Consider the following 26,755-nt stretch of genomic DNA (forward strand, 5'->3'; position numbering starts at 1 on the left):
AACGGTTCACTGCGCTGCAGGGGGCGCTTTCCGCTCCGTTACCCTCAAATTTACTTAGCACCAACAATCTTCATAACTTTATTGTGCAGGTTCAAGCAAATGTTTCTTATAGCTGCCGAGTATTTTTACGGTACAGCCGAGTGCTTCGAGTTCTTCTATGGCACCCTGCATGAGTACCCCTTCAACCGGTTTTTCCACATCGATAATAAAAAAGTAATTGCCAAGACCTGTTTTAAGCGGTCTTGATTCAATTTTACTCAGGCTGAGCTGACGCCATGAGAAAGCAGATAGCACCTGGTGAAGTGCCCCGGCTCTGTCATCAGATGGCAGTGTGATCATCAGAGTGGATTTCTCAGCGTCACGTTCAAATGGCAGCAGTTCTGTGTCTTTTTCACTCGTTAACACAACGAATCTCGTATGGTTAAAATGAAAATCATGAATATTCTTTTCGACTACAGTTAAACCATATGTATCAGCAGCCAGCGCATTGCCGATTGCAGCGATATTTTCTTCCGGATGCTCACTCGTATATTTTGCCGCGGCAGAAGTTGACGTCGAAGGTTCAAGCGTCACGCCTCTGAAGCGGTAGTATAAATATTTGTGGCACTGTGCAAGTGCATGGGAGTGAGACATAATTTTTTCGACATCCTGAAAACGTGCAGCGTTTTCCGGATGGACCATAAGATGCTGCTCAATCGGTGAAATTAATTCGGCAGTAATGTGAAGGTCGACATCATGAAATAAATAATCAATGGTAATAGGTACAGAACCCTCAAGTGCATTTTCCAAGGGAACAACTGCACGCTCCACTTTGTTTTCAGCGAGCGCTTCCAGACAATCAGGAATTGTCGGAAATGCAATATATTCTTCATTATTAAATATACTCTTCACCGCATGATGGGTGAAGGAAGCTTCCGGTCCCAGATAACCGATTTTCATTTACTCACCTTCTTTATTTAATCAGGCACCAGAGCCCAGTACTTCGACTTTTTCAACAAACTCAAGTTTTTTAAATCTGTTGAGCATTTCATCGAGTGGCACGTTCATATCAGTCACATTTAATGATAACGTGACATTTGCGCGTCCCTGCAGGGGGATTGTCTGATGAATCGTCAGAATGTTGCCTCCACAGGAAGCCACCAGCCCAAGCAGCTGGGATAAGGTGCCTGAGCGGTCTTCGAGGTGGAAAAAGAGTGTGATGATTTTTTCTTTCACAACTGTATGAAATGGGAATACAGTATCTCTGTATTTGTAAAATGCACTTCGGCTTAAGTCAACGGAACGCACAGCTTCCCAGACTGATCCTGCATGTCCTCTTTCAAGCAGCTGCTTCGCTTCAAGCGTTTTTTGCATCGCTTCAGGAAGCACATCTTCTCTTACCAGATAGAATTTCTCATTTAGATCCTTTTTTGGCACCTTATACCCTCCCGCTTTACTCTACGAAATCAAATTCAAATTCAATTATCTTCACTGTATCACCGTTTTTCGCACCTTTTTGACGAAGTGCCTCATCAATACCCATTGCACGCATCTGACGTGCAAAACGTCTGATTGATTCTTCACGGCTGAAGTCAGTCATCTTGAAGAGTCTTTCAAGTGAATCACCCGTGATCACAAAACTGCCATCCGGATCACGAGTGATCTCGAACTTCTCTGCTTCTTCGTGCTTATAAAGTACACGGTTAACCGTTTCATCTTTTTCAGCTTCATTCAGCGGGAATTCAGGTGTAGATTCTACAAGATCAGCAACTGTATAAAGCAGTTCCTTCAGACCCTGTCTTGAAATAGCTGATACAGGGAACACCTTTACGTCATCCCCAACCTGCTCTTTGAACTTTTTCAGATTCTCTTCCGAATCCGGCATATCCATCTTGTTTGCAACAACGACCTGAGGACGCTCTGTCAGACGCAGATTGTATTCCTTCAGTTCATTATTGATTGTAAGGTAATCCTCATAAGGATCACGGCCTTCGAGTGCAGACATATCCACAACGTGTACAATGACACGAGTACGTTCAATATGTCTAAGGAACTGATGGCCAAGTCCTACACCTTCATGAGCCCCTTCAATCAGTCCCGGAAGGTCAGCCATAACAAAAGTTCTGTTATCTTCTGTTTCAACCATTCCAAGGTTTGGCGCGATTGTTGTGAAGTGGTATTCAGCGATCTTTGGTTTTGCAGCTGATACAACTGAAAGAAGCGTTGATTTCCCTACACTTGGGAATCCGACAAGTCCTACATCAGCAAGCAGCTTTAATTCCATAATGATATTTTTTTCCTGACCCGGCTCCCCTTTTTCAGATAATTCCGGTGCAGGGTTTGCAGGGGTAGCAAAGCGTGAGTTTCCTCTGCCTCCGCGTCCGCCTTTAGCGATTACTGCCTGCTGACCGTGTTCAGTCAGGTCTGCAATAATTTCCCCTGATGCTTCATCTTTCACAACGGTGCCAGGCGGTACTTTTACAATCATATCTGAAGCGCCACGGCCGTGCTGGTTTTTTGACATACCGTTTTCACCTTTAGGCGCTTTAAAGTGACGCTGATAGCGGAAATCCATCAGCGTTCTTAATCCTTCTTCTACCAGGAAAATAACATTGGCACCCTGACCGCCGTCTCCGCCGGCAGGTCCGCCTTTTGGTACATATTTTTCTCTGCGGAAAGCGACCATACCATCTCCGCCATCTCCGCCTTTTACATATATCTTGACCTGATCTACAAACATAATTGTGGATCCTCCTATTGTTAAACTTTCACCCTTGGTACAGGATAATCAAAAGTCAGCTTTATTGAAAAGGATGCGCTTGAATCACAAGTCCATTCAACGAGTGCTTCTTTTGGTTCCTGTATAATATCTTCCGGAGATGACTGGAGAGGCTCTCCTTCATATTCAACAACAATTGAAAAGCTTTCATCATGCTGTTCAAATAAAAAGTACAGCTCCTGATCTGATGGTGTATTTAATGCTTTATCCACCACAGCAGCAGTTTTTCTTGCCCAGTTAAGGAGCAGTGAATCATATGCTTCCGGAATCTTCATACGTTCTGTAAACTCATAACCGAGCTTTAATGGCCCGGGGCGATACCAGTTATAAGTCAGCAGCCATTCAGAGAAACTTGGTGTACCAAGTGAAGTAAGTAGTGCTTCCTGTCTTGACTCAATCACCATTTCATCAATCATCTGTGCTGCTCTTTCTATATTAGACAGCTCAAGATTGCCTTTGATCATCTGCAGTTTGTTCATCCAGTCATGTCTGCAGTGCTGCAGCAATTCGAGCTTCAGTTTTGATTCTATCATAGGCCCCTCCTAAAGAGTTTCACTTACCCTCTAGTATATCAAAGAGCGCGCTTATGCTGAACATAAAAAGAAACTCTGGCTGTTTATAACCAGAGTTTCTTAAGAAATTAAGCTTCTTGTGCAGCTGGGTATACGCTGACCTTTTTCTTGTCACGGCCCATACGCTCAAAGCGTACTACGCCGTCAGCTTTTGCGAATAGAGTATCATCTCCACCGCGGCCTACGTTTTCTCCAGGATAAATCTTAGTTCCACGCTGACGGTAAAGGATTGATCCGCCTGTAACGAACTGGCCATCCGCACGCTTAGCGCCTAGACGCTTAGAGATTGAATCACGACCGTTCTTAGTTGAACCTACTCCCTTTTTCGAAGCGAAAAATTGAAGATCTAATCTTAGCATGGTTTTCCACCTCCTACTTTTTGAAGGTTATTTTAATGTATTGCCCGTATTCCTGTTCAATTGTCTGCAAAGAGACAATCATGCTTTCCATAATCAACTGGGTACGGCTGCCTGCTTCACCAGCGTCAGCCGGAAACTCAACTCTGAGATATCCGCCATCATCTCCCTGGTCAATAACCGGCTCTGTCTCAGTAAGAGAAAGAACAGCGTTTACTGCGCCAAAGGAAACGGCTGATGCACCGGCACAGACTAAGTCTTTGCCATGCTCTGCATAATCAGCGTGCCCTTCCATCTGAAAAGCTCTTATCAAACCGTTCGGCTCTTTTTCGATGATAACCTGTATCATAAAATAGTTCCTATTAAGCGTTGATCTTGCCGATTACAACTTTAGTGTAAGGCTGACGGTGACCAAGCTTACGGTGTTGATTCTTCTTCGGCTTGTATTTGAATACAGTGATCTTTTTAGCGCGACCCTGTTTTTCAACTTTACCTGTAACTGTAGCGCCGTCTACTAACGGGCTGCCTACCTTTACATTATCTCCGCCTACGAAAAGAACTTTGTCAAACGTAATTTCTTCGCCTGCTTCAGCGTTAAGCTTTTCGATGTAGACCTCCTGGCCTTCAACTACTTTCATCTGCTTTCCGCCTGTTTCAATAATTGCGTACATTCCAATGCACCTCCTCAATTTCACTCAGACTCGCCATATACCAGGTGACTTTTCAGTGCTTAATAACCTGTTATGAGCGGTTGTAGCACGGGTGCTACAAACAGTAACATATGAATGTTATCACACAGAGATTATCAGTGTCAATGACATTCTATATATTATCTGATTTGATAATAAGAATGCGGGTGGTCAATTTCAATTAATGTGATTGGAATCTTCAATTCGTCTTCAATCCATTTAATAAATGCAGGATCCTGCCTGATCAGTTCGTGAAGATCTTTTGTCATACCGATCTCAGCGCGCTGCAGACTTCTTCTTTTTTCAAGCAGGTCTTTTTCAAGTTCAAGCAGCCTGCTTTCAGGTGAGAGAACATGTCCTTTCCCTGCACATACCGGACATGGAACAGTATAAGCAGCTTCATAAGAGGCCTTCGTTTTCTTTCTCGTTAACTGATAGAGTCCAAGTTCAGTAAAGCCTGCAGGATGAACATGCTTTTGATCGAGTTTTGCTTCCTGTCTGATCAGCCGGTCTATATCGACGCGGTCTGTCGGATTCGTCATATTGATAAAATCAATTAAAATAATGCCGTGTAAGTCTCTGATTCTCATTTGTCTGAGAGATTCAGCAGCTGCTTTCATATTAATATCTTTTGCTGCAGCCTGATGCTGTTTGGCACCTGCCTGCTTTGAAGAATTAACATCAATCACTGTCAGCGCCTCAAGTGAATCTATAACAATCTGACTTCCTCCGTCAAGCCATACAGACTTTCTGGTCATGATATGATGAATGTCTTCTTTTATATAGAATCTGAATAGATCCTCATCACCATGATGAAGGGTCACACTCACGTCCAGTTTTAAAGCTGAGGCGAAATTTTTAAGGTCGGCTGACATGTCAGCTGTGTCTGTCACGATCTCATCAGGTGTCTGGTTGACAATGGCTTCTTTCACTTCTTCTGTAAATGGTTCAGCACTTTTTAACAGGTACTGACCTTTACGCTTGTGAAAAGACTGATTGAGCTGTTGGAAGTTTTGCTGCAGGTCATGCAATTCTTCTGAGAGGTCTTCATCACTTGCAGATGCAGCATCTGTTCTAATCAGTAGACCTTCTGCGCTGCCGGCAGCCCTTTCTCCCCATTGCTGAAGCCTGCTTTTCTGATGACTGCTTATTTTTTTGGAAAGCCTGAGTATATTGGTGAATGGAAAATAGACCATATACTTACCCTGAAACTCAAGATCAGCAGTAAGTACAGGTCCCTTGGACGCTTCTTCATCTTTTTTCACCTGCACAGGCATTCTCATCCCCTGATGAACATTCCCGTATTGCGCCGGAATCGATTTTAACGGCAGATACCCTTTTGGACCATGATCGAACTGAACAAAAGCTGCCTGCAGTGATGGTTTGATACTGGCAATGGTTCCGCTGTAAATGTTGCCTACTTTCGTTTCTGCAAACGGTGGGTACAGTTCAATCCTGTCGATTCCCTGATCAGTCAGGATTGCCCACTTTTTTTCACGTGTTTTATAACTGATAATCATTCGTTTCAATTGTGCACCTTCTTATTTGTCCGCAGTTAGTCATGTGCGGAAAAGTATCGTTTTATTATCATATCATCACTGAGCGTTCCAATCACCTTTTCGTTTTCTGTAATGAGAAACTGCTGTTTTTTTCCTTTTACCATTCTGTTGACCAGTGAATGGAGTGAATCCGTTGCAGGGGCATACTCAATTTTCCTTTCTGAATGCTGCACTTTCCATTTTTCAAGTAGGAACTGTTTAAAAAGAAAATGCCGGGTTGCATATAATTGCCACGTACTGAACCCTGCATAAACAAGCAGCAGCAGCCATTGCAATTGAAGCTGCCAGACACTCGCTATCATAAGTGTAAGGAGTGTACATGTACTGAAGGTGATAAGTAAATAGAGGCTCTTTTTAAAAGGAAAAAACAGATTGATGATACAGCTGAGTATTCTTCCGCCGTCAAGCGGCCAGACTGGTAGCAGATTGAAGAATAGAAGCTGCAGGTTGAGGTGAATCAGCTCTTCTGTATAGGCAAATGGCAGATGGCTGTATATTAGACAAATATGCACCAGCAGATGAAAAAATGGACCACTCAGCGCAACGACTGCTTCTTCAGTTACAGGCTTGTTCAATATCCCTTTTACTTCAAGATGCCCGCCAAAAGGCAGCAGCGTAAGACTTTTCACCTGCCATTTGAAAAAAACAGCCGCTATTCCATGAGCGGCTTCATGGGCAAGTACCAGTATGAAAAGTATAAAAAATGAATGAAATTGACCGGATATAAAAGAAGCTGCCGCCATTATCCAGAAAAATGGATGGATGGCCACCTTGCCTTTAATCAGCATCATTCATTTCACGGGAAAAAGCTTTCAAATTAAATGGTGTGTCCTCAGGCTTCAGCATAAACCGGTAACTCTTCCCCGGCACATACCCGATCTGTTCACCTGCATTCACCAGATCAAACGTTTTTACCTGATCAGCGACAACAGACCGATAGACAGTTTTTTTGCGGTCAGGGTGCTGAAGTACGATCATATTCTCCCCATCAGTCTGACCGGCAAATAACACGATGCCACTCCTCGGGGCAAATATAGGTTCGCCTGCAACTGATAAAATAGCTGTTTCTGTCCCTTCAAGTGCTTCCTGAGTAAAGTTGGCAGACACAGGCACAACAGTTTTATCATCTGTTTCGATCCCGCTCACAAATCCAAGCTGCGTGCCAAATGCGTCATAATGGGAGGCGAATTCAAACGATGTATGGATCGTCCGCTGCAGATCAACAAGTTGTTCAAGTGACCATAAATCATCTTCACTTGCGGTGAAACAGATAATCAGCAGACCCGCAAGAATGGATTTCACTAAGAGCTTTTCTGATAGCCGGCTGACGGTACTCGGTTTCTTGAACAGGGTCATGCCTGTACACTCCCTCATTCAGTTTTATTCATTGTATGAAAAAAACCGGCAGCTCATGCACTGCCGGCTGTTTTACTTCTTGCCGAGAATTTTAAATATTTTCTTCATCAGTGAAGGTTTCTCATCTGATAGAGACATCAGCGGAATCGACTCACCAAGAATTCTTCTTGCGATGTTCCGGTAAGCAATAGAAGCCTTACTGTCCGGATTCATCGTGATCGGTTCCCCTTTATTAGAGGCAGTAATGACCAGGTCATCATCAATGACAATACCAAGAAGATCAATTGAAAGATGAGTGGTTACTTCATCAATGTCAAGCATGTCTCCTGATTCCATCAGATGATTTCTGATCCGGTTGATGATCAATACAGGCGGCTCATCCGTTTCCTGCTCAAGCAGCCCGACGATTCTGTCTGCATCACGTACCGCAGATCGTTCAGGCGTAGTGACGACGATTGCACGGTCCGCCCCTGCAATAGCATTTTTATACCCCTGCTCAATTCCTGCTGGACAGTCAATCAATATGTAATCGTAGTCCTGTTTCAGCTGTCCCACAAGCTCTTTCATCTGTTCAGGATTGACTGCTGACTTGTCACTGGTCTGAGCTGCCGGGAGCAGATACAACAGGCCTTCAAAACGCTTGTCTTTCACAAGTGCCTGATTCGGTTTACATCTTCCTTCTACTACATCCACAAGATCATAAATAATTCTGTTATCCAAACCGAGAATCACATCCAGGTTACGCAGGCCGATATCAGTATCGATTAAGCATACTTTTTTCCCCTGCATCGCGATTGCTGTACCTAGATTAGCGGTTGTCGTGGTCTTCCCGACTCCGCCTTTACCCGATGTAATGACAATTGCTTCGCCCACTGCTACCTTCCTCCTTCAATCTTCGTTATGCTTGGACGGATTCTTCTTAAAACCTGCAAGCGGTCAACAACAATCTGATTGCTGCTGTCTATGTAAGCACATTCCATTTCATGAGGATCGTCATCATGATCCGGTGCACGATTCAGTTTTGAGGCAATACGAAGCTGTGCCGGCAGCATCTGGGAGGCAACAATGACTGCCTCTTCTTTACCGTAACAGCCTGCATGCGCAATGCCTCTTAGCGTGCCTAAAATATAAATGTTTCCTCCGGCCATAATCATGCCGCCGGGATTCACATCTCCAACAAGCAGGAAATCACCTTCAACTTCAATCACCTGTCCGGATCTGACAATACCGGTCATTGAAGACATCTCTTTTTCTCTTATTCTCTGCTCAGCATCTTCAACCGTGATCACATTACTCGTTATTTCATCGACAAGAAGGCTCTTCTGCTGATGAACAATCTGTCTGACTTCTTCTTTTTGATCTTCAGTTAAAAAACGGTTTCCCGCTTCAATTCTTGCCTTTACCGCCTGTCCGTCAGCAGGAGCCTTATACTGAACTGAAAGTTTTTCAATCAGCTCTTCTTTCAGTTCCTCATAACCGCACTGGTCATTCAGTTTAAGAATGAAGCCGTCTTTTGTTCCTTTAATCATTACGTTTTGCGCAACCACGTATTTCACCCCAAACCTTTGCGTATTAATCCTCCAGCTGTCTGAATCTGACTGCTGACATCCATTGCTTAAAAGGATAGGCAGCGATCAGAATAAAAGCAGCATTAAATAATAAAGTTGAATACAGTCTATGGTTTAAAAATGTCTGTACATTCATATCTGCAATGCCAATCAGGAGATAAAACTGGTAAACAATCCACTCTACCAGCGCAATCATAATCAGTGTCACGAGACCGTTGATGACGATATTCTGGTAGATCAGCCTGAATATCAATGCTGAAATATAAATTAACAGTGGAAACAAAAACATATAAATCCCCAAAACACCTGTAAAGAAAACATCATACATTAACCCGAATACAAAAGCGTATATATAGGAGGTATTCCGATTATAATAAAAACTCAAAAACAGCAGGAATACCACCAGAAAGTGCGGAACCAGCAGCCTTGTATCACCGGCTACTTCTAAGGGTGAAAATGTGGCAAAAATACTTTCACTGTAAAAGACGACGATGCCGATTAACGGAAGAACGAATCGGATCATTCTTCATCCTCCTCAGCTTCCGCTTCAATCTCATCAGCTCCGACAGCGGTTCTTTCAAGTACCATCACATGTTCAATATCATAAAGGTTCGCAGCCGGATCCACATATGCCGTCTGGGTCAATCCGTATTCATCTGAAGATACTTCAGTTACTTCCCCAATTAACAGACCCTTGGGAAAAACGCCGCCAAGCCCTGATGTAATCACTTTGGAGCCGACTTCTATCGGAACATCAAACGGGATTTTCTTCACCATCAGTTCTCCACGCTCTGTATCATAACCTTCTACGAGCCCATAAATATTCTCTTCTTCTGCCTGGAAAAGTGCTGAGACTCTGTTTACAGAATTTCTGGCACTCAGCAATTCAACTGTTGAGGTGAACTGGCCTGTATCTTTTACTCTGCCAATCATTCCACCTGCTGTCTGAACAGCCATATCAGCCTCAATCCCATTAACCTGACCCTTATCAATGATAATCGTATCCTGCCACTGTTCAGGGTTACGGGCAATAACAGTCGCGTTGGTTGTACTGTAATCCCGGATGTCCCCTTCAACATTCGTCTGTTCTCTTAAGGCTTCATTATCTCTTGTCAGATCAGTCACCTGCGTTTGCAACAGTGCCAGTTCTTCAAGTCTGGTCTTCAGCTTTTTATTTTCATTGTACGTATTCAAAAGATCCTGCACACTGTCAAAACCGCCCTGAACAAAACTCGCAGGCTTTGAAGCTATGTTTTGTCCAAAACCGACAATATCTTTAATAAACTGTTCCGGAAGAGAAATATTATCTCTTTCCCTCAGTGAAAAACCAATTAATGCAACAAGCAGTATAATACTGACGAGCAGCACAATCAGCCTTTTATTCCTAAAAAATGAAGGCATTTTCTGCACACTCCAATTACCTGTTTTTCCGGTTATTTCTGTTTCTTAAAGTAATCAATATTATCTAAAGCTTTACCTGTACCAATTGCTACACAATCAAGCGGTTCTTCTGCAATATGAACAGGCATCGATGTTTCAGCTGTCATCAGTTGATCAAGTCCCTGAAGCAGTGCACCTCCACCTGTTAAAACGATACCACGGTCCATAATATCTGCTGACAGTTCCGGCGGGGTATGTTCAAGCGTACTCTTTACTGATTCAATAATGTTAGCTACGGTATCAGCCAACGCGATCTGAATTTCTTTTTGAGTAATCTCGATCGTTTTAGGTAGTCCGGTTAACAAATCCCGTCCTCTGATCTCCATTTTCACATCAGTATCAGCTGCAACAGCTGACCCGATTTCCATCTTTACTGCTTCAGCAGTACGTTCACCAATCATCAGATTGTATTGTTTTCTGATATACGAAACGATTGCGTCATCCATTTCATCACCGGCAACGCGGATCGACTGGCTTGTCACAATGCCTCCAAGTGAAATGACAGCAACTTCAGTTGTGCCTCCGCCAATATCAACAACCATACTGCCAGTAGGCTCCCAAACCGGAAGACCTGCACCGATCGCTGCTGCAAACGGCTCTTCAATCGGAAACGCATCTTTAGCGCCTGCCTGTCTTGCTGCATCAATCACTGCACGTCTTTCAACTGACGTAATTCCTGATGGCACACAAACCATCACGTAAGGTTTTCTCGAAAATGATCCTGTCTTCAGTGCCTGATTCATATAATACTTCATCATAGTTGACGTTGTTTCAAAGTCAGCAATCACACCGTCTTTCATAGGACGGAGCGCTACAATGTTCCCAGGCGTTCTGCCGATCATATTTCTCGCTTCATTACCGACTGCCACAATATCTCTTGTATCCTGTCTGAGTGCTACAACTGAAGGTTCTCTGACAACGATCCCCTTCCCTTTTATGTAAACAAGTGTGTTAGCAGTTCCCAAATCAATTCCTATATCTTTCGTTCCAAACATGGAGTATCTCCCTTTCTCATTCCACTAATAACCTTTTTCAGGCCGGTCAAAAACCATAGCTTTAATTATAGCTTACACGCGTCTGTTTTAACAACGTTACATATACCCTTTTTCCTTCAAACTTACATACTTCTTCTCACCAATGATTAAATGATCAAGCACTTCGATCCCGATCATCTTCCCGCACTCTACTAATCTTCTTGTCACATCAATATCTTCTTTTGAAGGCGCAGGGTCCCCGCTCGGGTGGTTATGAGCACAGATAATGGATGCGGCAGAGCGCTTAAAAGCCTCCTTGAAAACCTCTCTGGGATGCACGATTGAAGAATTTAATGACCCGATAAAAATGGTCTGCTGGTGGATAATCTGATTCTTGGTGTTGAGGTAGAGGGCAACGAAATGTTCCTGAGTGAGAAAACGGAGTTCATCCATTAAAAAAGAGGCTCCGTCTTCCGGTGAACGAATTGTGAACCTGTCTTCAAAAGTAATGTTTGCAATCCGTCGTCCCACTTCCACAGCAGCGAGCACCTGAACTGCTTTTGCATCACCAATTCCCTTGATAGAGGTCAGTTCATCATAAGAGGCTTCTTTTAAAGATCTCAGTCCATTAAATTCCTGGAGCAATTTGTTCGCGAGGTTAATGACAGATTCATCTTTTGAACCTGTGCGAAGTAAAATAGCAATCAATTCCTGATTGGATAGACTCTGAGGGCCCTGCTTAATAAACCGTTCCCTCGGTCTATCCTCATCATGGTAATCTCTGATCATCAATGTTTTTTGCGGAATCAGCATCGTTCTCCTCCTTATAAGTCGAAAAACAGCTAAGTCAGCAGGGCAAGTTCTCTATTTAGACGGGATAACGGCAGGCCGACTACAGCATAATAATCACCGGTGATGCTTTTAACAAAAAGCGATCCGCCTGACTGAATACCGTAAGCCCCTGCTTTATCAAACGGGTCAGCAGTCCCAATATAGTCGCTGATTTCTTTTTCTGAAAGCTCCCAGAACGTCACGTCTGTTTTTTCAACAAAAGAAGTTTTTACACTGTTTTTTATCAGCACGACCCCTGTATAAACCGTATGGGTTTTCCCGGATAAACGGCTGAGCATGTCCCGTGCTTCCTCAGCTGATTTCGGTTTACCTAAAATCTGTTCATAAAACACAACTGTATCGCTGCCGATCACAATTGAATCAGGTAATTGCTTCGCAACTTCTGCCGCTTTCCCTTCTGCAATTTTCAGGACAGCTGTTTCAGGATTCTGATCAGTAATGGTGGATTCATCAAATGTGGAAGGATGGACAGTAAAAGGGTATGGAAGCATATTCATCAGTTCTTTTCGACGCGGAGATTGTGAAGCAAGAATAATAGTCATGATTTACACCTCAGTAAAATGATAATAGGGAGACTGTTACAGTATAACATATCTTCCCTATTATCAATGAGGTTTGTCAGGTGGAGGGCGAGTTATTTTTTATCTGCATAAGCAATACAAGACTTTCTAAAAAAGCTGTGTCCTTGTCAGATTCAATGATTTCCTGATAAAAACCTTTTAGCGAGTCGTTTTCAGGCTCAACTTCCGGCAGGTTAAAGTCAGATCCGGACTCTTGTAGTTTTGTTTCAATAGATGTGAGTAGAGCCTTAAACCACTGCTGATCTTTTTCGCTTAAAGTGATTTCAACCGGCTCTGTTGAAACTGATTTGACGTATACATCAACCGGTGAGGAGCTTCCCTGCTCTTTTGCTGCTGCTTCAGACGCTGCAGCACCAATCCACAGCTGATTCATTTCATCCTGTGAAACCAGTACATGCGGAGTGCCTGCAGGAAGAGTTGAGATGAAACTGTCAGCCGCTTCCTTTGTACTGAACGCCCCTGCCTGCTGAACCCAGAAAGTCATCGGTTCGATTGTAAAAGGGCTTGTCTCTTCAGACGGTTCAGCGAGCAGCGGCTTAGTGGGTTTTTCGATAAATAAGTTCAGGATGAACCCGAACAGGATTGCACAGATCACGCCTGATAACACAGGAAGTAAAATCAGCCTTCCCGGGTGCTTCTGATCATATTTAACGGGAAATTGAACTACTCTTCCGTCTTTATTCTTCGTGGCCGTCTCCTGTTTCATTTCAGCAGCTCCTTCTATCTGTTGGATAGTTTGAGACTAGCATGAGACAGAAAAAAAAGAACAAGACATTTGTCGTCCTGTTCACGGGATATTCTGACATATTAATCATGATTTGTGTACTTAATAAAGAGTAGGTGATTTCCGCTGCAGGGGGACGCTTTCCGCATGAGCCGTCTTTTGGCTCCGGTTCAATCAGCCCTCCTCAGGCTTCGCCTTGCGGGGTCTCAGCTGTCACGCTTCTCCTGCTGGAGTCACCCCCTTCCGCTCCAATCACCTATTGCAGTTAAAAAATAAGGGTATGTAATATTATGGTCAAAAAAACACACTCAGATACGCATTGATCAGTTGGTCACCCCAGAAGTAGGCAATCAGGGCGCCGGCTGCGATTGAGGGACCGAATGGGATCGGTTCTTTTCTGGATTTCTTTTTAACATAAATCGCAATAAGACCTGCTGCAGTTCCGATAAAGGTGGCGATAAAAAAAGATAATAACGTCAGCTTTACACCGAGTACGAGTCCGATGACTGCATAAAGTTTAATATCCCCTCCACCCATTCCACCTCTTGATACGATGGCAATTAAGAGAAGCAGCACAAAGCCCGCAGCTGCGCCGAGGATTGCATCCCACCAGGGGTTAAGCGGAACAAAAATCCGTAAAGGAATCAGAATCGCTCCAAAAAACAACAGAATTCTGTCGGGTATAATCATATATTCAATATCTGACACAGTAACAGTGATTAATAGTGAGACAAAAATCAGGCTGATGATTAATTCGCCTGAAAAACCAAATATGTAAAAACTTAATCCGAATAGCAGACCTGTTGCCGCTTCAATGACCGGATAGACTACAGGGATTTTAAGACCGCAGCTTTTACATTTTCCTTTTAATAGAAAATATGACAAAACAGGAATCAGCTCACTCCACTTCAACCTGTGTCCGCACTTTGGACAGGCAGACCCCGGAGAGACAATTGACTTTTTTTCAGGAACCCGCAGCCCCACCACATTATAAAAAGAACCGAAAATAGATCCGTATAACACAAATAAACCTGTGAAAAACATGGACATGAAAATAGACTCCTTTTAATATGGCGTAATGCTATCCCTTGATAACTGATCAAAAGATGACGGTTCTTCTGCATCACCAGTACCGCAGATTTTGTAATTTTCAGCGTACAGACAAACTGAGACCGGTTCTATCCCGGAGAACACAATGTAACTAAGGTTTTCTTCAGAAAACATATTACCGGTAAAAGGATCCTGCATTTTTTCAACGAGACCTTTATTCAAAAGCTCCTGATACGTCACCTGATCAACAGGCGTCTCATCAATACGATGATAAAGTGCGTATTTTCTCGCTGCTTCTTTCATTGTATAGGCACTCGCTATAAAAGCATCCTGCTTCGCTTTTGAAATCGTCGTCTGCATCATCAGCACTCCGATCGACAGCAGTATCCCGAGAATAACGAGTACAGCAAGCAGCTCAATCATTGTAAATCCGCGCTCACCCTTAGACCGTTTCACTCTTCATCTTCCTCATCAAGATCAGGAAATTGAGAAAGCGGGTTATTTTTATCAGCTGGCGGCGGTGCACTGATAAGCGGCAATTCTCTGATCAGTTCTTCTAATTCAGGATAATAAAATGCTGCGACAGACAGCGTATAGACGAGCGGCTCGGACAAATCGTTCACTGAGATCTGCTCACTGTCATCTGAAAAGCTGACCTGTTCGACTTCCATAATCCGGTTTGATTCCTCTAATACGTCTAAGAACTGCTGCATTTCAAAGTAACTGTCTGATGTGACTGATAAATTCATCAATACTTTATAAAGACCAGACGGTGCCTGGATATCTGCAGGGACCGGGTCAGTTTCAACGACAACTTCTTCAGTTCCTTCATTCACTGCAGCATTTCCTTCTGAAGGTGTGTCAAGCGGATTTTCCATCTGCTCCGGTGCTTCCTCCACTTCATTTAACGACGTCACTTCAGCTTCTGTAATAGACACAGAACCAATCAGGCTTCCTGATACAAGTTCTGCTTTTTCAAGCTCAAGTATCAGCTGATCAACAAGCGGCTTCACAGGAATCTGCTTTTGAAGCTCTGCACTTGTTTCAAGTGAAACATCCGGCTGGTCATTTCTGCTGAGCAGCATTGCTTCAATTAGTTGCTCCTCTGTTTCAAGCTGCTGCTCTTTCAGCTCCACCTCAGCATTCAGGGGATAAATGAGTGAAAAATATAGCAGTACGGGAAGCATCACTGCTGCCACACCTAAAACAATCGTCACGATCGACGTTCTGTTTAATCTGTTATTCAACCTCATTCTCCTCTCTTACTAACTGCTGGTTCAGCATAATTGTGTATTGCGCAATGTATCTTGGCAGCAGATTCTCTGAAGCTTCTTCAAGTGCATCCACCTCTTCAGCTACAATACTTTGCAGTGAAACTTCCGACACTTTTTCTGACTGCTCGAGCTGATGAAGATAAAAAGCTGCCTCTCTGCTCATATCAAACTGTACAGTAAGTGTAATTAAACCTGTATCTGTATACTGAAAAGATTCGAAAAATCCTCTCTCAGGAAGTAATTCCGTAAAATGATTCAGCACCTCAACTGTTGGTATCGGATACTCTTCCATAAAAGCAATAGCTGATTCAAGTCGGTCTATATCCCCTGTAGACTGATTATTCATATTCTGCTGTTCAAGCAGCAGCTTTTCCTGTTCAGCCTGCTCAAGCTGTGATTCAATTCGGGCAAGTTCTTCATTCTTTGACCATTGAATAACAAAAATTGAAGCGGTGAGCAATATAAATGCTGCTAAAATTGGCAGGATAAATACTTTGCGGAAACGCTGCTTTTTTTGTTTTTTTGGCAGTAAGTTAATTGAAATCTGATTCATCGCAGTCCCTCTTTTAACGCAAGTCCAATTGCCACTTCAAACCCTTCAGTACCTGTTTCCAGCAGATGCTCAAATTCTCTCGTTTTTGCTGGCTTTTCAATTTTTAATGACACGACATCTGAAAGTCCCTGATGGAATGTTTCGATTTGGGGATGATCACCGCTTAAGTACACTTTGCCGATCTCACCGTCATCCTGCAAAACAGAATAACGGTAAAACCTCATAATCTTTTCGATTTCGCTGTAAAGCTCCTCAAACTCAATCTCTTCTAGTGCGATCGGCCTCATAAATAAAGGAAACCCTTCGTGGAAAACAGAAATCGTCAGCTGATTCTGTTCCATATGTAAAAACATTAAATGATCTGTTTCGTCAAGGTTGCCTGTGTAGCTGTAATATCTATAAAGGGCAAGCGGTGTAATATCAGCAGTTAATGGTTCAAGATGCACTTTTTCAAGCAAATCCCTGTAGCTGCTGACAATATCAACCGGTGATGCAAAAATAACAATCTGCTTCGCATCCTCCGAAGGCAATTTAACAAAATCAAAGACAGGATCCTCAAACGGAATCTGAATCCTGCTGCCAAGTTCCATATATAAATAACCGTGAATTTCCTGATCAGAAAGCGCTTCTTTTAATTCAACCTGTCTGACAATGACATATGGATCAGGAACGGTGAACTGAACTTTTTTACCTTTAATCTTCCAGTCACGCACACACTGTTCCATAATCGCTTCAAGCGTTTCAAGGTCTTCAATCCTGCCCCGCTCTATAACACCTTCAGGCAGCTCATAATACTGAACCTGTCTGATATCAAGCGGCTCAAGTGATTTCAACTCCACCATGCGGATCGCTTCTTCTGAAAACACAATATGTATAATTTGGTTCGAACGGCTTAATAAAGACTGTATCATTCAACTAACCCTTTCCTAGCTGCGCTCAGCAATCAATGAGTATTGGCCTATGTAAAAATAGGATAATCCTATTATAACGTATTCAGAACTTTTGGATAGTAAAAAAACAAGCCCGGGGGCTTGTTTTTTAGTCATTTACTACTGCATCACGATTTAATGCTGTTTCAGCTACATGGCTATCTGCAGCAGCTCCATCAGCCGGATCTTCAACGTCTCTTTCATCACCGTCTAAATAGACTGTATAGGTTAGCTGATTACCATTATCCGCTGCCACTATTACTGAAGAAGTATCTCTATCATAAGTAGTATTATCGCCATCCGGATCTTCTAATGTTTCAATATAACCATCTGTTTCCAAATCATCAAGTGAAATCGTAACAGTATTACCTGAATCCGGAACCAGATTATTGTCACCAGCTACAGCAATCTTCGCTGAACTAATCATCTGTTGCGCATTCGCAACATGAGCGTCTTGTCGAGTATTATCAATAATCCCGCCAATCGCTGGAATCGCAATAGCAGCGATGATTCCCAGGATTACAACGACTGCGAGCAATTCGATCAGTGTAAGACCGCGCTCATTTTTTACGATAGACTTTAATTTTCTGAACATGTTTGTACCCCCATTTAATAATAAGATTATTCCTGTCTTTTATACTACTACATAACTGTATGAAAAATACAGTATAAAATAACTAAAATGTGCTTAATATTGCTGTACGTCATTAAAGATTTCAAACATTGGTACCATGATTGCAGTTACGATTGTTCCAACAATCGCTGCAAGAAACACGATCATCAGTGGTTCTATCAAAGATTTCAGCTGTTCTGTTGCATGATCAACTTCTTTTTCATAGAAATCAGCTACTTTCCCTAACATAGAGTCTAATGAACCAGTCTGTTCACCAATTTGTATCATTTGTGAAATCAGAGGAGGAAAGGCCCAGTGATTTTTCATCGGTTCAGTCAGTGAATTTCCCCGTTCAAGTGATTCTCTCGATTCCCTTATCACTTTTGCGATGACTTCATTTTCAACAATTGTCTCTGAAATCGCCATTGCCTGCAGAATCGGCACTGAACTTGAAAATAGCGAACTTAACGTTCTTGTCATTCTTGCGAGTATCGCTTTTTGAATCATTTTTCCGAACAAAGGAATCTTCAGCACAACATAATCAAACTGATATTTTGTTTTCGGATGCTTTTTCAGTGCTACAAGTCCAGCGAAGACTGCAGCCAGCATAAGAATGACGATGTACCACCAGTCCACCATAAAGTCACTGGCATTTAGAACAAATTGTGTGATGAGCGGCAACTCACCGCCAAAATCAGCGAACATATTCACAAAAGTCGGAACAACAGACGTTAATAGAAACACCACTACTCCAAAAGCAACAATTGCAACGACAATCGGATAAGACAATGCAGACCTGATTTTCTGTCGCGTGCTGTACTGCTTCTCATAATGGTCCCCAAGCCGCTCGAGTGTCTCATCCAGATTTCCTGTCGCTTCCCCGGACCTCAGCATATTGATAAAGAACGGTTCGAATATCCGGTTAAATTTTGCAAGTGATTCTGACAGTGTATTACCTTCACGCAGTTCCGCCTCAACGGACATCAGTGCTTTTCGCAGCGCTTTACTTTCTGTCTGTTTAGCCAGTACAGCTGTTGAGTCGACCACTGTTACGCCGGCTTTCAGCAGTGTTGAAAACTGGCGCACAAAAATAACCAGATGCTGAAGCTTAACAGGATTCCCGATTGCGATATCTTTTGTTAACAGGGTTTCCTGCTGCTCTTCGATATCTGTGACGCGGATACCGTCAGAGGCAAGCTGCTGGATCGCTTCTTTTCTCGTCACAGCAGAGATGATACCTTTTTTTAAACCGCTTTTCGTTCTGCCCTCATATTTATACCGTGCCATGACAGACTCTCCTTACATATAAGGCTTCGCTGTTTCCTGCGAAATCATATTTTTATCGTACAGTTCCCTGACTGCTGACTGAATCAGCTGCATACCCTGTGCCATGGACGTCTGGATCACTGATGGCAGCTGGTGAACTTTTTCAGTTCTGATCAGGTTTGCAACAGCCGGGTTATTTGTCATAATCTCTACAGCTGCAACACGCCCCTTTTTATCTTTTAAAGGCAGCAGGCGCTGTGAGATCACGCCTTTTAAGACGCTTGCAAGCTGCAGTCTGATCTGCGGCTGCTGTTCAGGCGGAAATACATCAATGATCCGCTCAACAGTTGATGCAGCGCTTGACGTATGAAGCGTTGCAAAGACAAGGTGTCCGGTTTCAGCAGCTGTGATTGCTGTCTGAATCGTTTCCAGGTCTCTCATTTCACCAACGAGGATAATATCCGGGTCCTGTCTTAGTGCACTTCTGAGTCCATTGGCGAATGTTTTTGTATCATAGCCGACTTCCCGCTGGTCAATGATACAGCCATCGTGGCTGTGCAGATATTCAATCGGGTCCTCAAGCGTGATAATATGTTTTTTCTCTGTCTGATTAATATGCTGAATCATTGACGCGAGTGTTGTTGATTTACCGCTTCCGGTAGGGCCTGTCACAAGAACCAGTCCCTGATGGTAATGGGAAATCTCTTCAAGCACAGGTGGAAGCTGCAGGCTTTTCAATGATGGAATAGATGTTGGGATCACCCTGATTGCAAGTGACATACAATTCCGCTGATGATACACATTCACACGGAATCTAGACACCCCTGGCAGACCATAAGAGAAATCAAGTTCACCTTTCTCTCTTAAATGATCCCATTTCCCTTCAGGAATAATTGCTTCTGCCATTTTCTCAGTATGATTCATTTTTAGCTTATCTTTACCAAGCCTCTTCAGACTGCCGTCAATTCTGAGTACTGGCGGCGATCCGACTGACAGGTGCATATCAGACGCGCCGAGTTCGAATGCGGTTTTCAGTAAATAGTGAATTTCCTCTTTCATGTGTACAGCTCCTATTCTATTGCCACACGCATTATCTCTTCTGTTGTTGTGATGCCCTGCTTAACTTTCAGCAGTCCGTCATCAATTAAAAAGATCGTTTTGTTTTTAATCGCCACTTCTCTAAGCTTCGCAAAAGATTCACGGTTTAAGATAATATTTCTCATTGTTTCATCAATCATAAGCACCTCATGAATGGCAATCCGTCCTTTATATCCGGTCATATTGCAGGACGTACATCCACGGCCTTTATAAACAGTTTCAATTTTAATACCACGCTTTGCAAAAATCTCTTTTTCACTGACTGATGCTTCGTGTTTTTCCGCACAGTCACGGCACACTTTCCGCACGAGACGCTGGGCCACTACACCGCTTAATGAAGATGCAATCAGGAATGGTTCTACCCCCATATCAAACAGCCTTGTCACCGTACTAAGTGAATCATTCGTGTGGATGGTACTGAGGACGAGGTGTCCGGTCAACGATGCCCTGATCGCAACTTCAGCCGTTTCCTGGTCACGGATTTCCCCGACCATGATAATGTTCGGATCCTGACGGAGGATCGCTCTCAGTCCTTTGGCAAAAGTAAGTCCGACGTTTGAATTCACCTGAATCTGGTTAATTCCTTCAAGCTGATACTCAACCGGATCTTCAACGGTAATAATATTCACGTCTTCACTGTTCAGCTTGTTTAATGCTGCATACAGTGTTGATGATTTACCTGAACCCGTAGGCCCGGTAATCAGTACAATCCCTGTCGGCTTTTCAATCATCGACTGAAAACGCTGCAGGTTCAACCTGTTAAATCCAAGCGTCTGGATATCATTCAGCGAACTGCTCAGATCAAGAATACGCAGCACGATTTTTTCACCGTAAACGGTTGGAAGCGTTGAGACACGCAAGTCAATTGGTTTGTAATCAACATTAATCTTAATTCTGCCATCCTGCGGAATCCGTTGTTCTGTGATATCAATATTGGCCAGAATTTTAATACGGGCTGTCAGCATCGCCTGGATATGCTTTGGCAGCACACGTTCAGTACGTAGAACGCCGTCTACACGGATTCTGACCAGCACTTTCGTTTCCTGGGGATCAATATGGATATCACTCGCCCGCTGAGAAGAGGCAGCTGATAAAAGCTGATTAACAAGCCTGATAATTGGAGACTCCATATCGGTTAGTTCCTGAGCAGAAACTTCCTGTGTCTCCTCAATTTTGAGCTCTTCAAAGCCTTCTTCTGTCTCGTAATACTTATTAATTGAACGGATAATATCATCTTTTGTAGAAATAACCGGCCTTATATCAAAGCCGGTTGATAATCTCAGATCTTCAATTGTATAAAAGTCCATCGGATCATTCATTGCAACGTACAGCTTATCTCCTTCTTTTTTCAAAGGGATAATGAGCTTGCGCTGTGCCTCGTCTTTTGGAATCAGCGTAAAAAGATTTGTATCAAACGGATATCTGTAAAGGCTGACCCGCTCTATACCAAGCTGTACTTCAAGTACTTCGATCAGCTGCTGTTCAGTGATATACCCTCTTTCAAGAAGTGCATCACCAAGTTTTAAATGCTGTTGTTTTTCAGCCAGTGTTTTCTCCAGCTGTTCCTGGGACAGGACACCTGCCTCAATCAGCATATCACCCAGCCGCTTTTTTGGTTGAACTGCCATCAGCCTTCCCCCTTGCTATTACTTAGGGTTTTGTTCCCCTTTTTCAGTTTCATTTTGATCATTTTCTTTTCTGCCGGACTGTCCGTCACTACCAGAATTGTTTTCGCCGGACGAGTCATTTCCTTCTGAGTTGTCACCTTCAGCATTTCCACCTGAAGAGCCAGTTTCATTTGAACCGGATCCGTCAGAGCTGCTTTCACCAGAGTTATTTCCTGAATTGTTTCCGTTATTATCGTTATCATCAGTTCCATTTGAACCCTGATCGTCATTACCAGCCGGGTTGCTTCCATCTTCAGACTGGTCATCTTCTGCCAGCTGTTCAGGCGTTTCAAGACTGCTGACTTCTACGCGGTGAACCGGCGGATAAAAATCTTCATAGAGAAATTCTCTCTCTAATTCATAGGAATCAGCATCAAACGTCACCCGCTCTACAGGAATCAGTTGACCGTCCACGCCATTTTCAGTTACTTCAACTGCTCCATCAGCAACAAACGGACTGTACTGACGGACTGTTCTAAATGGCAGGACATCCGTTTCACTGATCTCTGCCTGATAGGTAAACGGCTGTTCAGGCCCTGTAATTCTGACATAGAGTGTTCCCTGAATGGACTCAGCGCTGATTGTAAATTCAGATTGAGTGGCATTCATCACTTTATAATCATTACCGCTCGCTGACGTGACTCTTGCCTCTTTACCTTCTGTCGCATATTCAGGCAGACGCGTACTGATATGACGCTCTGCAATGGTTAGCGGCGTATCAAGTACGGCAGTATGGACAACAGTTGCAATTTTTGAGAGTTCTTCATCCGTAATCTCGTAATCTTCCACTGATTCAATCACCTGGTTTGATAGATTCAGTACAGAATAATACTGCCCGGGTGAGAGCGTGACTGATTCATGGGCAAATAAATAGTTCTGCTGTCCTGCAGTTACTGTGAATGTTCCGGCTGCTTCAGCGATTAACGTTTCACCTGTTCCGGATGACAGCAGTGATTCAAGTTCAATCGGGTCATCTGCTGCTGGCTGTAAGTAAGCGATCCGGCTTTCTATCTCACTCTGTACTTTTATCGGATCAAGCACATCTGATTCAGGTAAGCCGAAATCCCTGCTGAGCAGCGTTATGACATCCCCCATTTTCACATTCAGCGGTACTGGATTCGATAATCCGGATTCTGCTGTCTGTACAGCTTCTGAAGGAAAAAATTCTATTAATTCAGGGCTGAGAACAGATTGTTCATCACCATACGCCACAGCCAGATCTGACTGCTGCTTCCAGTTCAGTATATCTTCTATTACAGCAGCTTCTGCCTCTTCAGTTGTGAGGCCCGCCACATTTGTTCTACCAATCATTGTCCCTTCAGTGAACACTTCCTCACCTGATGTTGTTCCCGGAAGAAGTGCCGGTCCTGCCTGCGTGGCACCGGCAATGATCACAAATGATAGCAGCATAACTGCCAGCATTTTTAACGCCACGTTCTGACTCATTGGATGCACCAACTTTCATTATTCAACCGAAGTTGCAAGCTTAGCAAATGTAGAAGGCCCTCTTTGTTTCGTCATTTCAATCTGATCTTCAGTCAGCACTTCACCTGCTGAGAGTATTTTTTCACCGCTGTAATCAGTCACATCATTCTTTAACGTTTTTCCAACTAGCATAGACATCTGCTTTTCTTTTAACTGGTCAACTTTTGACGTTTCTTCTTCAGGTTCAGCGTTTACAACTTCAATTGAATCTCTGATCGCGTTCAGTGCTTCTTCTTCAAGCACGATAATATCTTTTCCGTATGTGATCACGAACTCAGCATCAATAAAACCACTTTGATCAGTTGCATCAATATTAAGTGTTTCAATTGATCCTGATTCTTCACTAAAATAATACTCTTTAATTTCACCGGCTAATTGCCCTTTTTTCGTAATGGCTTTTGTATCAGCTACAGAAATTTTTCTATTCAGGAGCTGATTCGCAATCGGGATTTCATTCAGGTCAATGACAGCACCGCTGTTTTCAACAGTGATCGCATATCCGCCCAGGCCGATTATCTTTTTAAAAGGGATGGCTCTGACACTTGTCTGCCAGTCTTCGTGTTCGATCGCAATAAAATCCACTGATCTTTTTTCAGGATTTACAACAATTGATTTTACTGTCCCAATCTCTGTACCGTCTGTAATTGAAATAACCGGCAGGCCTATAAGTTCTGTACTGTTTTTCATCATTTCCCACACCTATTCTTTTTTAGTTTTATCATTTAGCTTTGTAAAAGTTGGCTGTTGATTTCCGCTGCAGCTGTTCTGAAACTGCATTTATCTTTAATAAATAATTTAAGAAAGCATCCGTCGCAATTCGTTCATTTCGCTTCTGATCAGTTCGTGATCAAATTTGTCTGTCACTTCGTTACTTAAAGCCAGCACTTCCGGAATCTGATCCTGGAGAATCATCTGTTCAATTAAAATCCGGTAAAGGGCGAATTGCTGTGAAAGATCATCAGTGAGGTGTAACGTTTCACGTATTTCATCTTCCAGTGTTTTTATATCCGACCCGTGATAGGATTCAAATTCTGATGTGATGAGGTTAAAGATCTGTTCATCCACCACAGCCGGCTGAGGAGACTCAGGTAGTTCAATTTCATCAGCCGCACTTGTAACATCCTCAATCGATTCAGATGAGAATTGATCTTCCGGAATTGAGAAGTCCATTACATCAGCAGACGCTATGACAGTTGCCGGATCAGGCTCTTCGTCTGTGAAAGAGTCCTCAGTTTCTTTTTGCTCTTCGTCTGATGAAGGCTCTTCTTCCTCCAGATCTTCATCTAACAGAAGTTCCTCAAAGTCTACTGCATCAATTTGTTGATCAGATAAAGCTGTATTCTCTTCCGTTGTTTTTTCTTCAGTGTCCTCTTGATCTTCATCTGAATCATCTTCAAGTGTCAGATTACTGAAAAGAGGCGTTTCATCTTCTGATTCTTCCGGCTCTGGTATATCGTCATGTAAATCGCTGTTTTCTTCAGGCTTTTCAACCTTTACATTTTCAGGGGCTGCAATATCTGTATCATATACTGCAGCACTTTCAAGCCACGACCGGTCCATATCTAACACTTCTTCTGCCTCAGACGATTCTTCTTCTGGGTCATCGATGTCTTCATCAGGTGGCTGTAACTCTTCTAATTCCTCATCTGAGAGCATGAAATGATTGCGTGATTCAAGCAGTTCTTCCACATCATCTGATTCGAGTACCTCTGGTGTGTCTGACGCTTCAGTGTTTATATCCTGTTCAGACACTTCAGTCAATTCATCTGCTGAAAGTGTATCTTCCGCTTCTTCATCAGGCATTGGCTCTTCTGTTTCATCCATCCACTGTTCAGTATGTATAATTGTATCGGATGATTCGTCTATTTCTTCCTGAGCCGATTGACCTGTCATATCATCATTATGTAATGTGTCTTTGGTGTTTTCGGCTTCAATATCTTCATCGTCAGGTTCAACTGGTTCAAGGACAAAAGATTCACCTTTCTTTTGCAAAATAATCGTACTAATCAATATTAATCCGATTCCTGCAAGTAATGCTGTCCAGATATCCAGCACATTCTGAAGTAAAATAAAGAGTAATGCTGCTGTGAATGCGATTCCCACCATCAAAAACGTTCCCCGGGTAGAGAAACCGAGCGGGAGAAAATATAGTACTGGAATCACGATCAGCATTCCAATGATGGCAAAAATGTAAGTTGCCATTACTTCACTCCTAATCACTTGAATTAGTACATATGATATATACGTTTCTTATTGTATAATAAAACTATCTAAATTGAAAGAAGTGAAAAAGCATGTCTTTTTACATACTTCATAATAAAAAAGCATTTACTTTAGTTGAGGTTTTAGCCTCTATCACGCTTTTAAATATCATTATCTTTTCACTTCTGACTTTCTTTTTGAATTCCTACAACTATACATTTGCGAACCAGGATCAGACAGTCGGCAGTAATGTCGCACGAAATACTGTTACCTATATAGAAAGTCAGGATTTTTTACGGTTTCAGGATTACCTAAATGCAGCAGGGAATACTCGTACATTGACATCAGATGATTGTACCGCAACGGTTTCAGGCGACAGTCTTTTTGAAGAAACTGAAGCATGTCTTGCCGTGTTCGAACCTGTCATTAATAATCAGTCGTATACTGCTGAGGTGGAGCTTTCATTTTACTCAGCTGATACTGTGCAACAGACAGAAGCATTAAAAAATGAAATGATCCAGATTGAAGCAACGGTTGTATGGGAACGAAAGAGAAATGATGAAGCGACAGTCAGGGGTGTACTGCGCCGTGAATAAATTGAATGAAGATGGCATGACGATGATCGAAGTGTTAGCCGGCGTTGCTGTTGCTGCGATTTTCAGCGCGTCGATCTACGGGGTATTTATTTCAGGACTTTCCCTTTATGAAAAAACGTCATCACTGGGTCAGGCACGTGATGAAACAGATTATATTGCGACGATGATTATGAATGAATTGTATACTCAAAAGCCCGATTTTGTCAGACCGTTTGAAGGAGATGGCAGATCCGGAGTGATGCTGACACGTTTTTCTGAAAAAGAAGTTGAAAACTACCTGATTGAGCAGCCCGACACATCAGATGACACCTATATCTATATTGAACAGAATAGAATCGTTTTTGATACGATAACCGCCGGAGAGAAAGCTGCAGGCAGTCCAGCCGCTGGCGACTCACCTGATCTGGTCTTAACAGGAGAATCAATTGTGTTACAGCCGGCAGACAGCTTTATCCGGATGAAGTGCCAGACCGCATGCCCGGAAGGACTTCCAACCGGAATTATTGAATTGAATCTGTCTATCCTGCCTGCAAACACACGGGTAGCAGAAGAAATGGAACCTATCCAGTTGAGATCGGATTTTGGGTATTAAG

General features: G+C 42.9%; 32 protein-coding genes and 1 other annotated feature. Of the genes, 2 read left to right on the forward strand and 30 right to left on the reverse strand.

Features of this window, described 5'->3' with window-relative positions:
• Positions 1–78 precede the first annotated feature (78 nt).
• The 30 genes from pheA to JOD21_RS07435 form a co-directional block, all read right to left on the reverse strand.
• Positions 79–939 carry a prephenate dehydratase gene (pheA, locus tag JOD21_RS07290; RefSeq protein ID WP_204728983.1) on the reverse strand — a complete coding sequence of 287 codons (861 nt, stop codon included), beginning with the start codon at positions 937–939 and terminating at the stop codon, positions 79–81.
• A 21-nt stretch (positions 940–960) separates the two neighbouring features.
• Complete coding sequence (locus tag JOD21_RS07295; RefSeq protein WP_204728984.1) at positions 961–1,416, reverse strand: ACT domain-containing protein; 456 nt, start codon at positions 1,414–1,416, stop codon at positions 961–963.
• 16 nt (positions 1,417–1,432) lie between these two features.
• Positions 1,433–2,719 carry a GTPase ObgE gene (gene obgE / locus JOD21_RS07300; protein ID WP_204728985.1) on the reverse strand — a complete coding sequence of 429 codons (1,287 nt, stop codon included), beginning with the start codon at positions 2,717–2,719 and terminating at the stop codon, positions 1,433–1,435.
• A gap of 20 nt (positions 2,720–2,739) precedes the next feature.
• A complete protein-coding gene (locus tag JOD21_RS07305; RefSeq protein ID WP_204728986.1) occupies positions 2,740–3,291 on the reverse strand; it encodes a Spo0B domain-containing protein in 552 nt (183 codons plus the stop codon).
• Positions 3,292–3,398: 107 nt separating this feature from the next.
• Positions 3,399–3,689: a 50S ribosomal protein L27 gene (rpmA, locus tag JOD21_RS07310; RefSeq protein ID WP_039810086.1), complete on the reverse strand. Its 291-nt coding sequence runs from the start codon at positions 3,687–3,689 to the stop codon at positions 3,399–3,401.
• A gap of 13 nt (positions 3,690–3,702) precedes the next feature.
• Positions 3,703–4,035, reverse strand: a complete 333-nt coding sequence (locus tag JOD21_RS07315) for a ribosomal-processing cysteine protease Prp (RefSeq protein WP_204728987.1) — start codon at positions 4,033–4,035, stop codon at positions 3,703–3,705.
• A gap of 13 nt (positions 4,036–4,048) precedes the next feature.
• The gene (rplU, locus tag JOD21_RS07320; protein ID WP_041121017.1) at positions 4,049–4,357 is read right to left on the reverse strand and encodes a 50S ribosomal protein L21; all 309 of its coding nucleotides are present in this window, start codon (positions 4,355–4,357) and stop codon (positions 4,049–4,051) included.
• A 16-nt stretch (positions 4,358–4,373) separates the two neighbouring features.
• Positions 4,374–4,449 (reverse strand) — a sequence feature (ribosomal protein L21 leader region).
• Between the two features lie 66 nt (positions 4,450–4,515).
• Positions 4,516–5,895: a ribonuclease E/G gene (locus JOD21_RS07325; RefSeq protein ID WP_239581488.1), complete on the reverse strand. Its 1,380-nt coding sequence runs from the start codon at positions 5,893–5,895 to the stop codon at positions 4,516–4,518.
• A gap of 35 nt (positions 5,896–5,930) precedes the next feature.
• The gene (locus JOD21_RS07330; protein WP_204728989.1) at positions 5,931–6,725 is read right to left on the reverse strand and encodes a site-2 protease family protein; all 795 of its coding nucleotides are present in this window, start codon (positions 6,723–6,725) and stop codon (positions 5,931–5,933) included.
• Entirely contained in the window at positions 6,712–7,290 is a 579-nt protein-coding gene (locus tag JOD21_RS07335; RefSeq protein ID WP_204728990.1) for a M23 family metallopeptidase, read from the reverse strand. Before JOD21_RS07335 ends, JOD21_RS07330 begins: the two co-directional genes overlap by 14 nt.
• 72 nt (positions 7,291–7,362) lie before the next feature.
• Positions 7,363–8,163 carry a septum site-determining protein MinD gene (gene minD, locus JOD21_RS07340; RefSeq protein ID WP_204728991.1) on the reverse strand — a complete coding sequence of 267 codons (801 nt, stop codon included), beginning with the start codon at positions 8,161–8,163 and terminating at the stop codon, positions 7,363–7,365.
• A 2-nt stretch (positions 8,164–8,165) separates the two neighbouring features.
• Positions 8,166–8,819, reverse strand: a complete 654-nt coding sequence (minC, locus tag JOD21_RS07345; protein ID WP_204729153.1) for a septum site-determining protein MinC — start codon at positions 8,817–8,819, stop codon at positions 8,166–8,168.
• Between the two features lie 43 nt (positions 8,820–8,862).
• Positions 8,863–9,381: a rod shape-determining protein MreD gene (gene mreD / locus JOD21_RS07350; RefSeq protein ID WP_204728992.1), complete on the reverse strand. Its 519-nt coding sequence runs from the start codon at positions 9,379–9,381 to the stop codon at positions 8,863–8,865.
• Positions 9,378–10,259, reverse strand: coding sequence for a rod shape-determining protein MreC (gene mreC / locus JOD21_RS07355; protein ID WP_204728993.1), 882 nt, complete (start codon positions 10,257–10,259; stop codon positions 9,378–9,380). Before mreC ends, mreD begins: the two co-directional genes overlap by 4 nt.
• Before the next feature lie 32 nt (positions 10,260–10,291).
• The gene (locus JOD21_RS07360) at positions 10,292–11,293 is read right to left on the reverse strand and encodes a rod shape-determining protein (RefSeq protein ID WP_204728994.1); all 1,002 of its coding nucleotides are present in this window, start codon (positions 11,291–11,293) and stop codon (positions 10,292–10,294) included.
• A gap of 96 nt (positions 11,294–11,389) precedes the next feature.
• Positions 11,390–12,085, reverse strand: coding sequence for a RadC family protein (gene radC / locus JOD21_RS07365; protein WP_239581481.1), 696 nt, complete (start codon positions 12,083–12,085; stop codon positions 11,390–11,392).
• A 29-nt stretch (positions 12,086–12,114) separates the two neighbouring features.
• Positions 12,115–12,666: a Maf family protein gene (locus tag JOD21_RS07370; protein ID WP_204728995.1), complete on the reverse strand. Its 552-nt coding sequence runs from the start codon at positions 12,664–12,666 to the stop codon at positions 12,115–12,117.
• Positions 12,667–12,742: 76 nt separating this feature from the next.
• Positions 12,743–13,411, reverse strand: coding sequence for a hypothetical protein (locus JOD21_RS07375; protein WP_204728996.1), 669 nt, complete (start codon positions 13,409–13,411; stop codon positions 12,743–12,745).
• 312 nt (positions 13,412–13,723) lie between these two features.
• The gene (locus tag JOD21_RS07380; protein WP_204728997.1) at positions 13,724–14,479 is read right to left on the reverse strand and encodes a prepilin peptidase; all 756 of its coding nucleotides are present in this window, start codon (positions 14,477–14,479) and stop codon (positions 13,724–13,726) included.
• A 15-nt stretch (positions 14,480–14,494) separates the two neighbouring features.
• The gene (locus JOD21_RS07385) at positions 14,495–14,935 is read right to left on the reverse strand and encodes a prepilin-type N-terminal cleavage/methylation domain-containing protein (protein WP_204728998.1); all 441 of its coding nucleotides are present in this window, start codon (positions 14,933–14,935) and stop codon (positions 14,495–14,497) included.
• On the reverse strand, positions 14,932–15,726 hold the full coding sequence (locus JOD21_RS07390) for a hypothetical protein (RefSeq protein ID WP_204728999.1): 795 nt from the start codon (positions 15,724–15,726) through the stop codon (positions 14,932–14,934). The genes JOD21_RS07385 and JOD21_RS07390 overlap by 4 nt, the downstream gene beginning before the upstream one ends.
• A complete protein-coding gene (locus tag JOD21_RS07395) occupies positions 15,719–16,306 on the reverse strand; it encodes a PilN domain-containing protein (protein WP_204729000.1) in 588 nt (195 codons plus the stop codon). Before JOD21_RS07395 ends, JOD21_RS07390 begins: the two co-directional genes overlap by 8 nt.
• Complete coding sequence (pilM, locus tag JOD21_RS07400; RefSeq protein WP_204729001.1) at positions 16,303–17,217, reverse strand: type IV pilus biogenesis protein PilM; 915 nt, start codon at positions 17,215–17,217, stop codon at positions 16,303–16,305. The genes JOD21_RS07395 and pilM overlap by 4 nt, the downstream gene beginning before the upstream one ends.
• Positions 17,218–17,344: 127 nt before the next feature.
• Complete coding sequence (locus tag JOD21_RS07405; RefSeq protein ID WP_204729002.1) at positions 17,345–17,830, reverse strand: prepilin-type N-terminal cleavage/methylation domain-containing protein; 486 nt, start codon at positions 17,828–17,830, stop codon at positions 17,345–17,347.
• Between the two features lie 93 nt (positions 17,831–17,923).
• Positions 17,924–19,135: a type II secretion system F family protein gene (locus JOD21_RS07410; protein WP_204729003.1), complete on the reverse strand. Its 1,212-nt coding sequence runs from the start codon at positions 19,133–19,135 to the stop codon at positions 17,924–17,926.
• A gap of 12 nt (positions 19,136–19,147) precedes the next feature.
• Positions 19,148–20,173 (reverse strand): type IV pilus twitching motility protein PilT, encoded by a 1,026-nt coding sequence (locus JOD21_RS07415; RefSeq protein WP_204729004.1) that lies wholly within the window; start codon positions 20,171–20,173, stop codon positions 19,148–19,150.
• 11 nt (positions 20,174–20,184) lie between these two features.
• Positions 20,185–21,840, reverse strand: a complete 1,656-nt coding sequence (locus JOD21_RS07420; RefSeq protein WP_204729005.1) for a GspE/PulE family protein — start codon at positions 21,838–21,840, stop codon at positions 20,185–20,187.
• Positions 21,841–21,858: 18 nt separating this feature from the next.
• Positions 21,859–23,325, reverse strand: coding sequence for a VanW family protein (locus JOD21_RS07425; protein WP_204729006.1), 1,467 nt, complete (start codon positions 23,323–23,325; stop codon positions 21,859–21,861).
• Between the two features lie 18 nt (positions 23,326–23,343).
• Complete coding sequence (locus tag JOD21_RS07430) at positions 23,344–24,051, reverse strand: PRC-barrel domain-containing protein (RefSeq protein ID WP_204729007.1); 708 nt, start codon at positions 24,049–24,051, stop codon at positions 23,344–23,346.
• Positions 24,052–24,159: 108 nt separating this feature from the next.
• Positions 24,160–25,566, reverse strand: coding sequence for a phage holin family protein (locus tag JOD21_RS07435; RefSeq protein ID WP_204729008.1), 1,407 nt, complete (start codon positions 25,564–25,566; stop codon positions 24,160–24,162).
• A 92-nt stretch (positions 25,567–25,658) separates the two neighbouring features.
• Between JOD21_RS07435 and JOD21_RS07440 the strand changes: the two genes are divergently transcribed.
• Complete coding sequence (locus JOD21_RS07440) at positions 25,659–26,162, forward strand: prepilin-type N-terminal cleavage/methylation domain-containing protein (RefSeq protein WP_204729009.1); 504 nt, start codon at positions 25,659–25,661, stop codon at positions 26,160–26,162.
• On the forward strand, positions 26,155–26,754 hold the full coding sequence (locus JOD21_RS07445; protein ID WP_204729010.1) for a prepilin-type N-terminal cleavage/methylation domain-containing protein: 600 nt from the start codon (positions 26,155–26,157) through the stop codon (positions 26,752–26,754). Before JOD21_RS07440 ends, JOD21_RS07445 begins: the two co-directional genes overlap by 8 nt.
• Position 26,755: the final 1 nt, after the last annotated feature.

The sequence above is a fragment of the Jeotgalibacillus terrae genome (assembly GCF_016908195.1).
GTDB lineage: Bacteria > Bacillota > Bacilli > Bacillales > Jeotgalibacillaceae > Jeotgalibacillus > Jeotgalibacillus terrae.

Excerpts from the sequence above, each read along its gene's own strand:
- rplU (WP_041121017.1), bottom strand. The coding sequence starts at position 4,357 with ATGTACGCAATTATTGAAACAGGCGGAAAGCAGATGAAAGTAGTTGAA.
- mreC (WP_204728993.1), bottom strand. The coding sequence starts at position 10,259 with ATGCCTTCATTTTTTAGGAATAAAAGGCTGATTGTGCTGCTCGTCAGT.
- JOD21_RS07410 (WP_204729003.1), bottom strand. The coding sequence starts at position 19,135 with ATGGCACGGTATAAATATGAGGGCAGAACGAAAAGCGGTTTAAAAAAA.
- JOD21_RS07325 (WP_239581488.1), bottom strand. The coding sequence starts at position 5,895 with ATGATTATCAGTTATAAAACACGTGAAAAAAAGTGGGCAATCCTGACT.
- obgE (WP_204728985.1), bottom strand. The coding sequence starts at position 2,719 with ATGTTTGTAGATCAGGTCAAGATATATGTAAAAGGCGGAGATGGCGGA.
- JOD21_RS07375 (WP_204728996.1), bottom strand. The coding sequence starts at position 13,411 with ATGAAACAGGAGACGGCCACGAAGAATAAAGACGGAAGAGTAGTTCAA.
- rpmA (WP_039810086.1), bottom strand. The coding sequence starts at position 3,689 with ATGCTAAGATTAGATCTTCAATTTTTCGCTTCGAAAAAGGGAGTAGGT.
- JOD21_RS07395 (WP_204729000.1), bottom strand. The coding sequence starts at position 16,306 with ATGAATCAGATTTCAATTAACTTACTGCCAAAAAAACAAAAAAAGCAG.
- JOD21_RS07425 (WP_204729006.1), bottom strand. The coding sequence starts at position 23,325 with ATGAGTCAGAACGTGGCGTTAAAAATGCTGGCAGTTATGCTGCTATCA.
- JOD21_RS07405 (WP_204729002.1), bottom strand. The coding sequence starts at position 17,830 with ATGTTCAGAAAATTAAAGTCTATCGTAAAAAATGAGCGCGGTCTTACA.
- JOD21_RS07430 (WP_204729007.1), bottom strand. The coding sequence starts at position 24,051 with ATGAAAAACAGTACAGAACTTATAGGCCTGCCGGTTATTTCAATTACA.
- JOD21_RS07370 (WP_204728995.1), bottom strand. The coding sequence starts at position 12,666 with ATGACTATTATTCTTGCTTCACAATCTCCGCGTCGAAAAGAACTGATG.
- JOD21_RS07435 (WP_204729008.1), bottom strand. The coding sequence starts at position 25,566 with ATGGCAACTTACATTTTTGCCATCATTGGAATGCTGATCGTGATTCCA.
- JOD21_RS07415 (WP_204729004.1), bottom strand. The coding sequence starts at position 20,173 with ATGAAAGAGGAAATTCACTATTTACTGAAAACCGCATTCGAACTCGGC.
- JOD21_RS07315 (WP_204728987.1), bottom strand. The coding sequence starts at position 4,035 with ATGATACAGGTTATCATCGAAAAAGAGCCGAACGGTTTGATAAGAGCT.
- radC (WP_239581481.1), bottom strand. The coding sequence starts at position 12,085 with ATGCTGATTCCGCAAAAAACATTGATGATCAGAGATTACCATGATGAG.
- JOD21_RS07380 (WP_204728997.1), bottom strand. The coding sequence starts at position 14,479 with ATGTCCATGTTTTTCACAGGTTTATTTGTGTTATACGGATCTATTTTC.
- JOD21_RS07360 (WP_204728994.1), bottom strand. The coding sequence starts at position 11,293 with ATGTTTGGAACGAAAGATATAGGAATTGATTTGGGAACTGCTAACACA.
- mreD (WP_204728992.1), bottom strand. The coding sequence starts at position 9,381 with ATGATCCGATTCGTTCTTCCGTTAATCGGCATCGTCGTCTTTTACAGT.
- JOD21_RS07305 (WP_204728986.1), bottom strand. The coding sequence starts at position 3,291 with ATGATAGAATCAAAACTGAAGCTCGAATTGCTGCAGCACTGCAGACAT.
- JOD21_RS07420 (WP_204729005.1), bottom strand. The coding sequence starts at position 21,840 with ATGGCAGTTCAACCAAAAAAGCGGCTGGGTGATATGCTGATTGAGGCA.
- minC (WP_204729153.1), bottom strand. The coding sequence starts at position 8,819 with ATGATTAAAGGAACAAAAGACGGCTTCATTCTTAAACTGAATGACCAG.
- JOD21_RS07335 (WP_204728990.1), bottom strand. The coding sequence starts at position 7,290 with ATGACCCTGTTCAAGAAACCGAGTACCGTCAGCCGGCTATCAGAAAAG.
- JOD21_RS07330 (WP_204728989.1), bottom strand. The coding sequence starts at position 6,725 with ATGATGCTGATTAAAGGCAAGGTGGCCATCCATCCATTTTTCTGGATA.
- pilM (WP_204729001.1), bottom strand. The coding sequence starts at position 17,217 with ATGATACAGTCTTTATTAAGCCGTTCGAACCAAATTATACATATTGTG.
- JOD21_RS07440 (WP_204729009.1), top strand. The coding sequence starts at position 25,659 with ATGTCTTTTTACATACTTCATAATAAAAAAGCATTTACTTTAGTTGAG.
- pheA (WP_204728983.1), bottom strand. The coding sequence starts at position 939 with ATGAAAATCGGTTATCTGGGACCGGAAGCTTCCTTCACCCATCATGCG.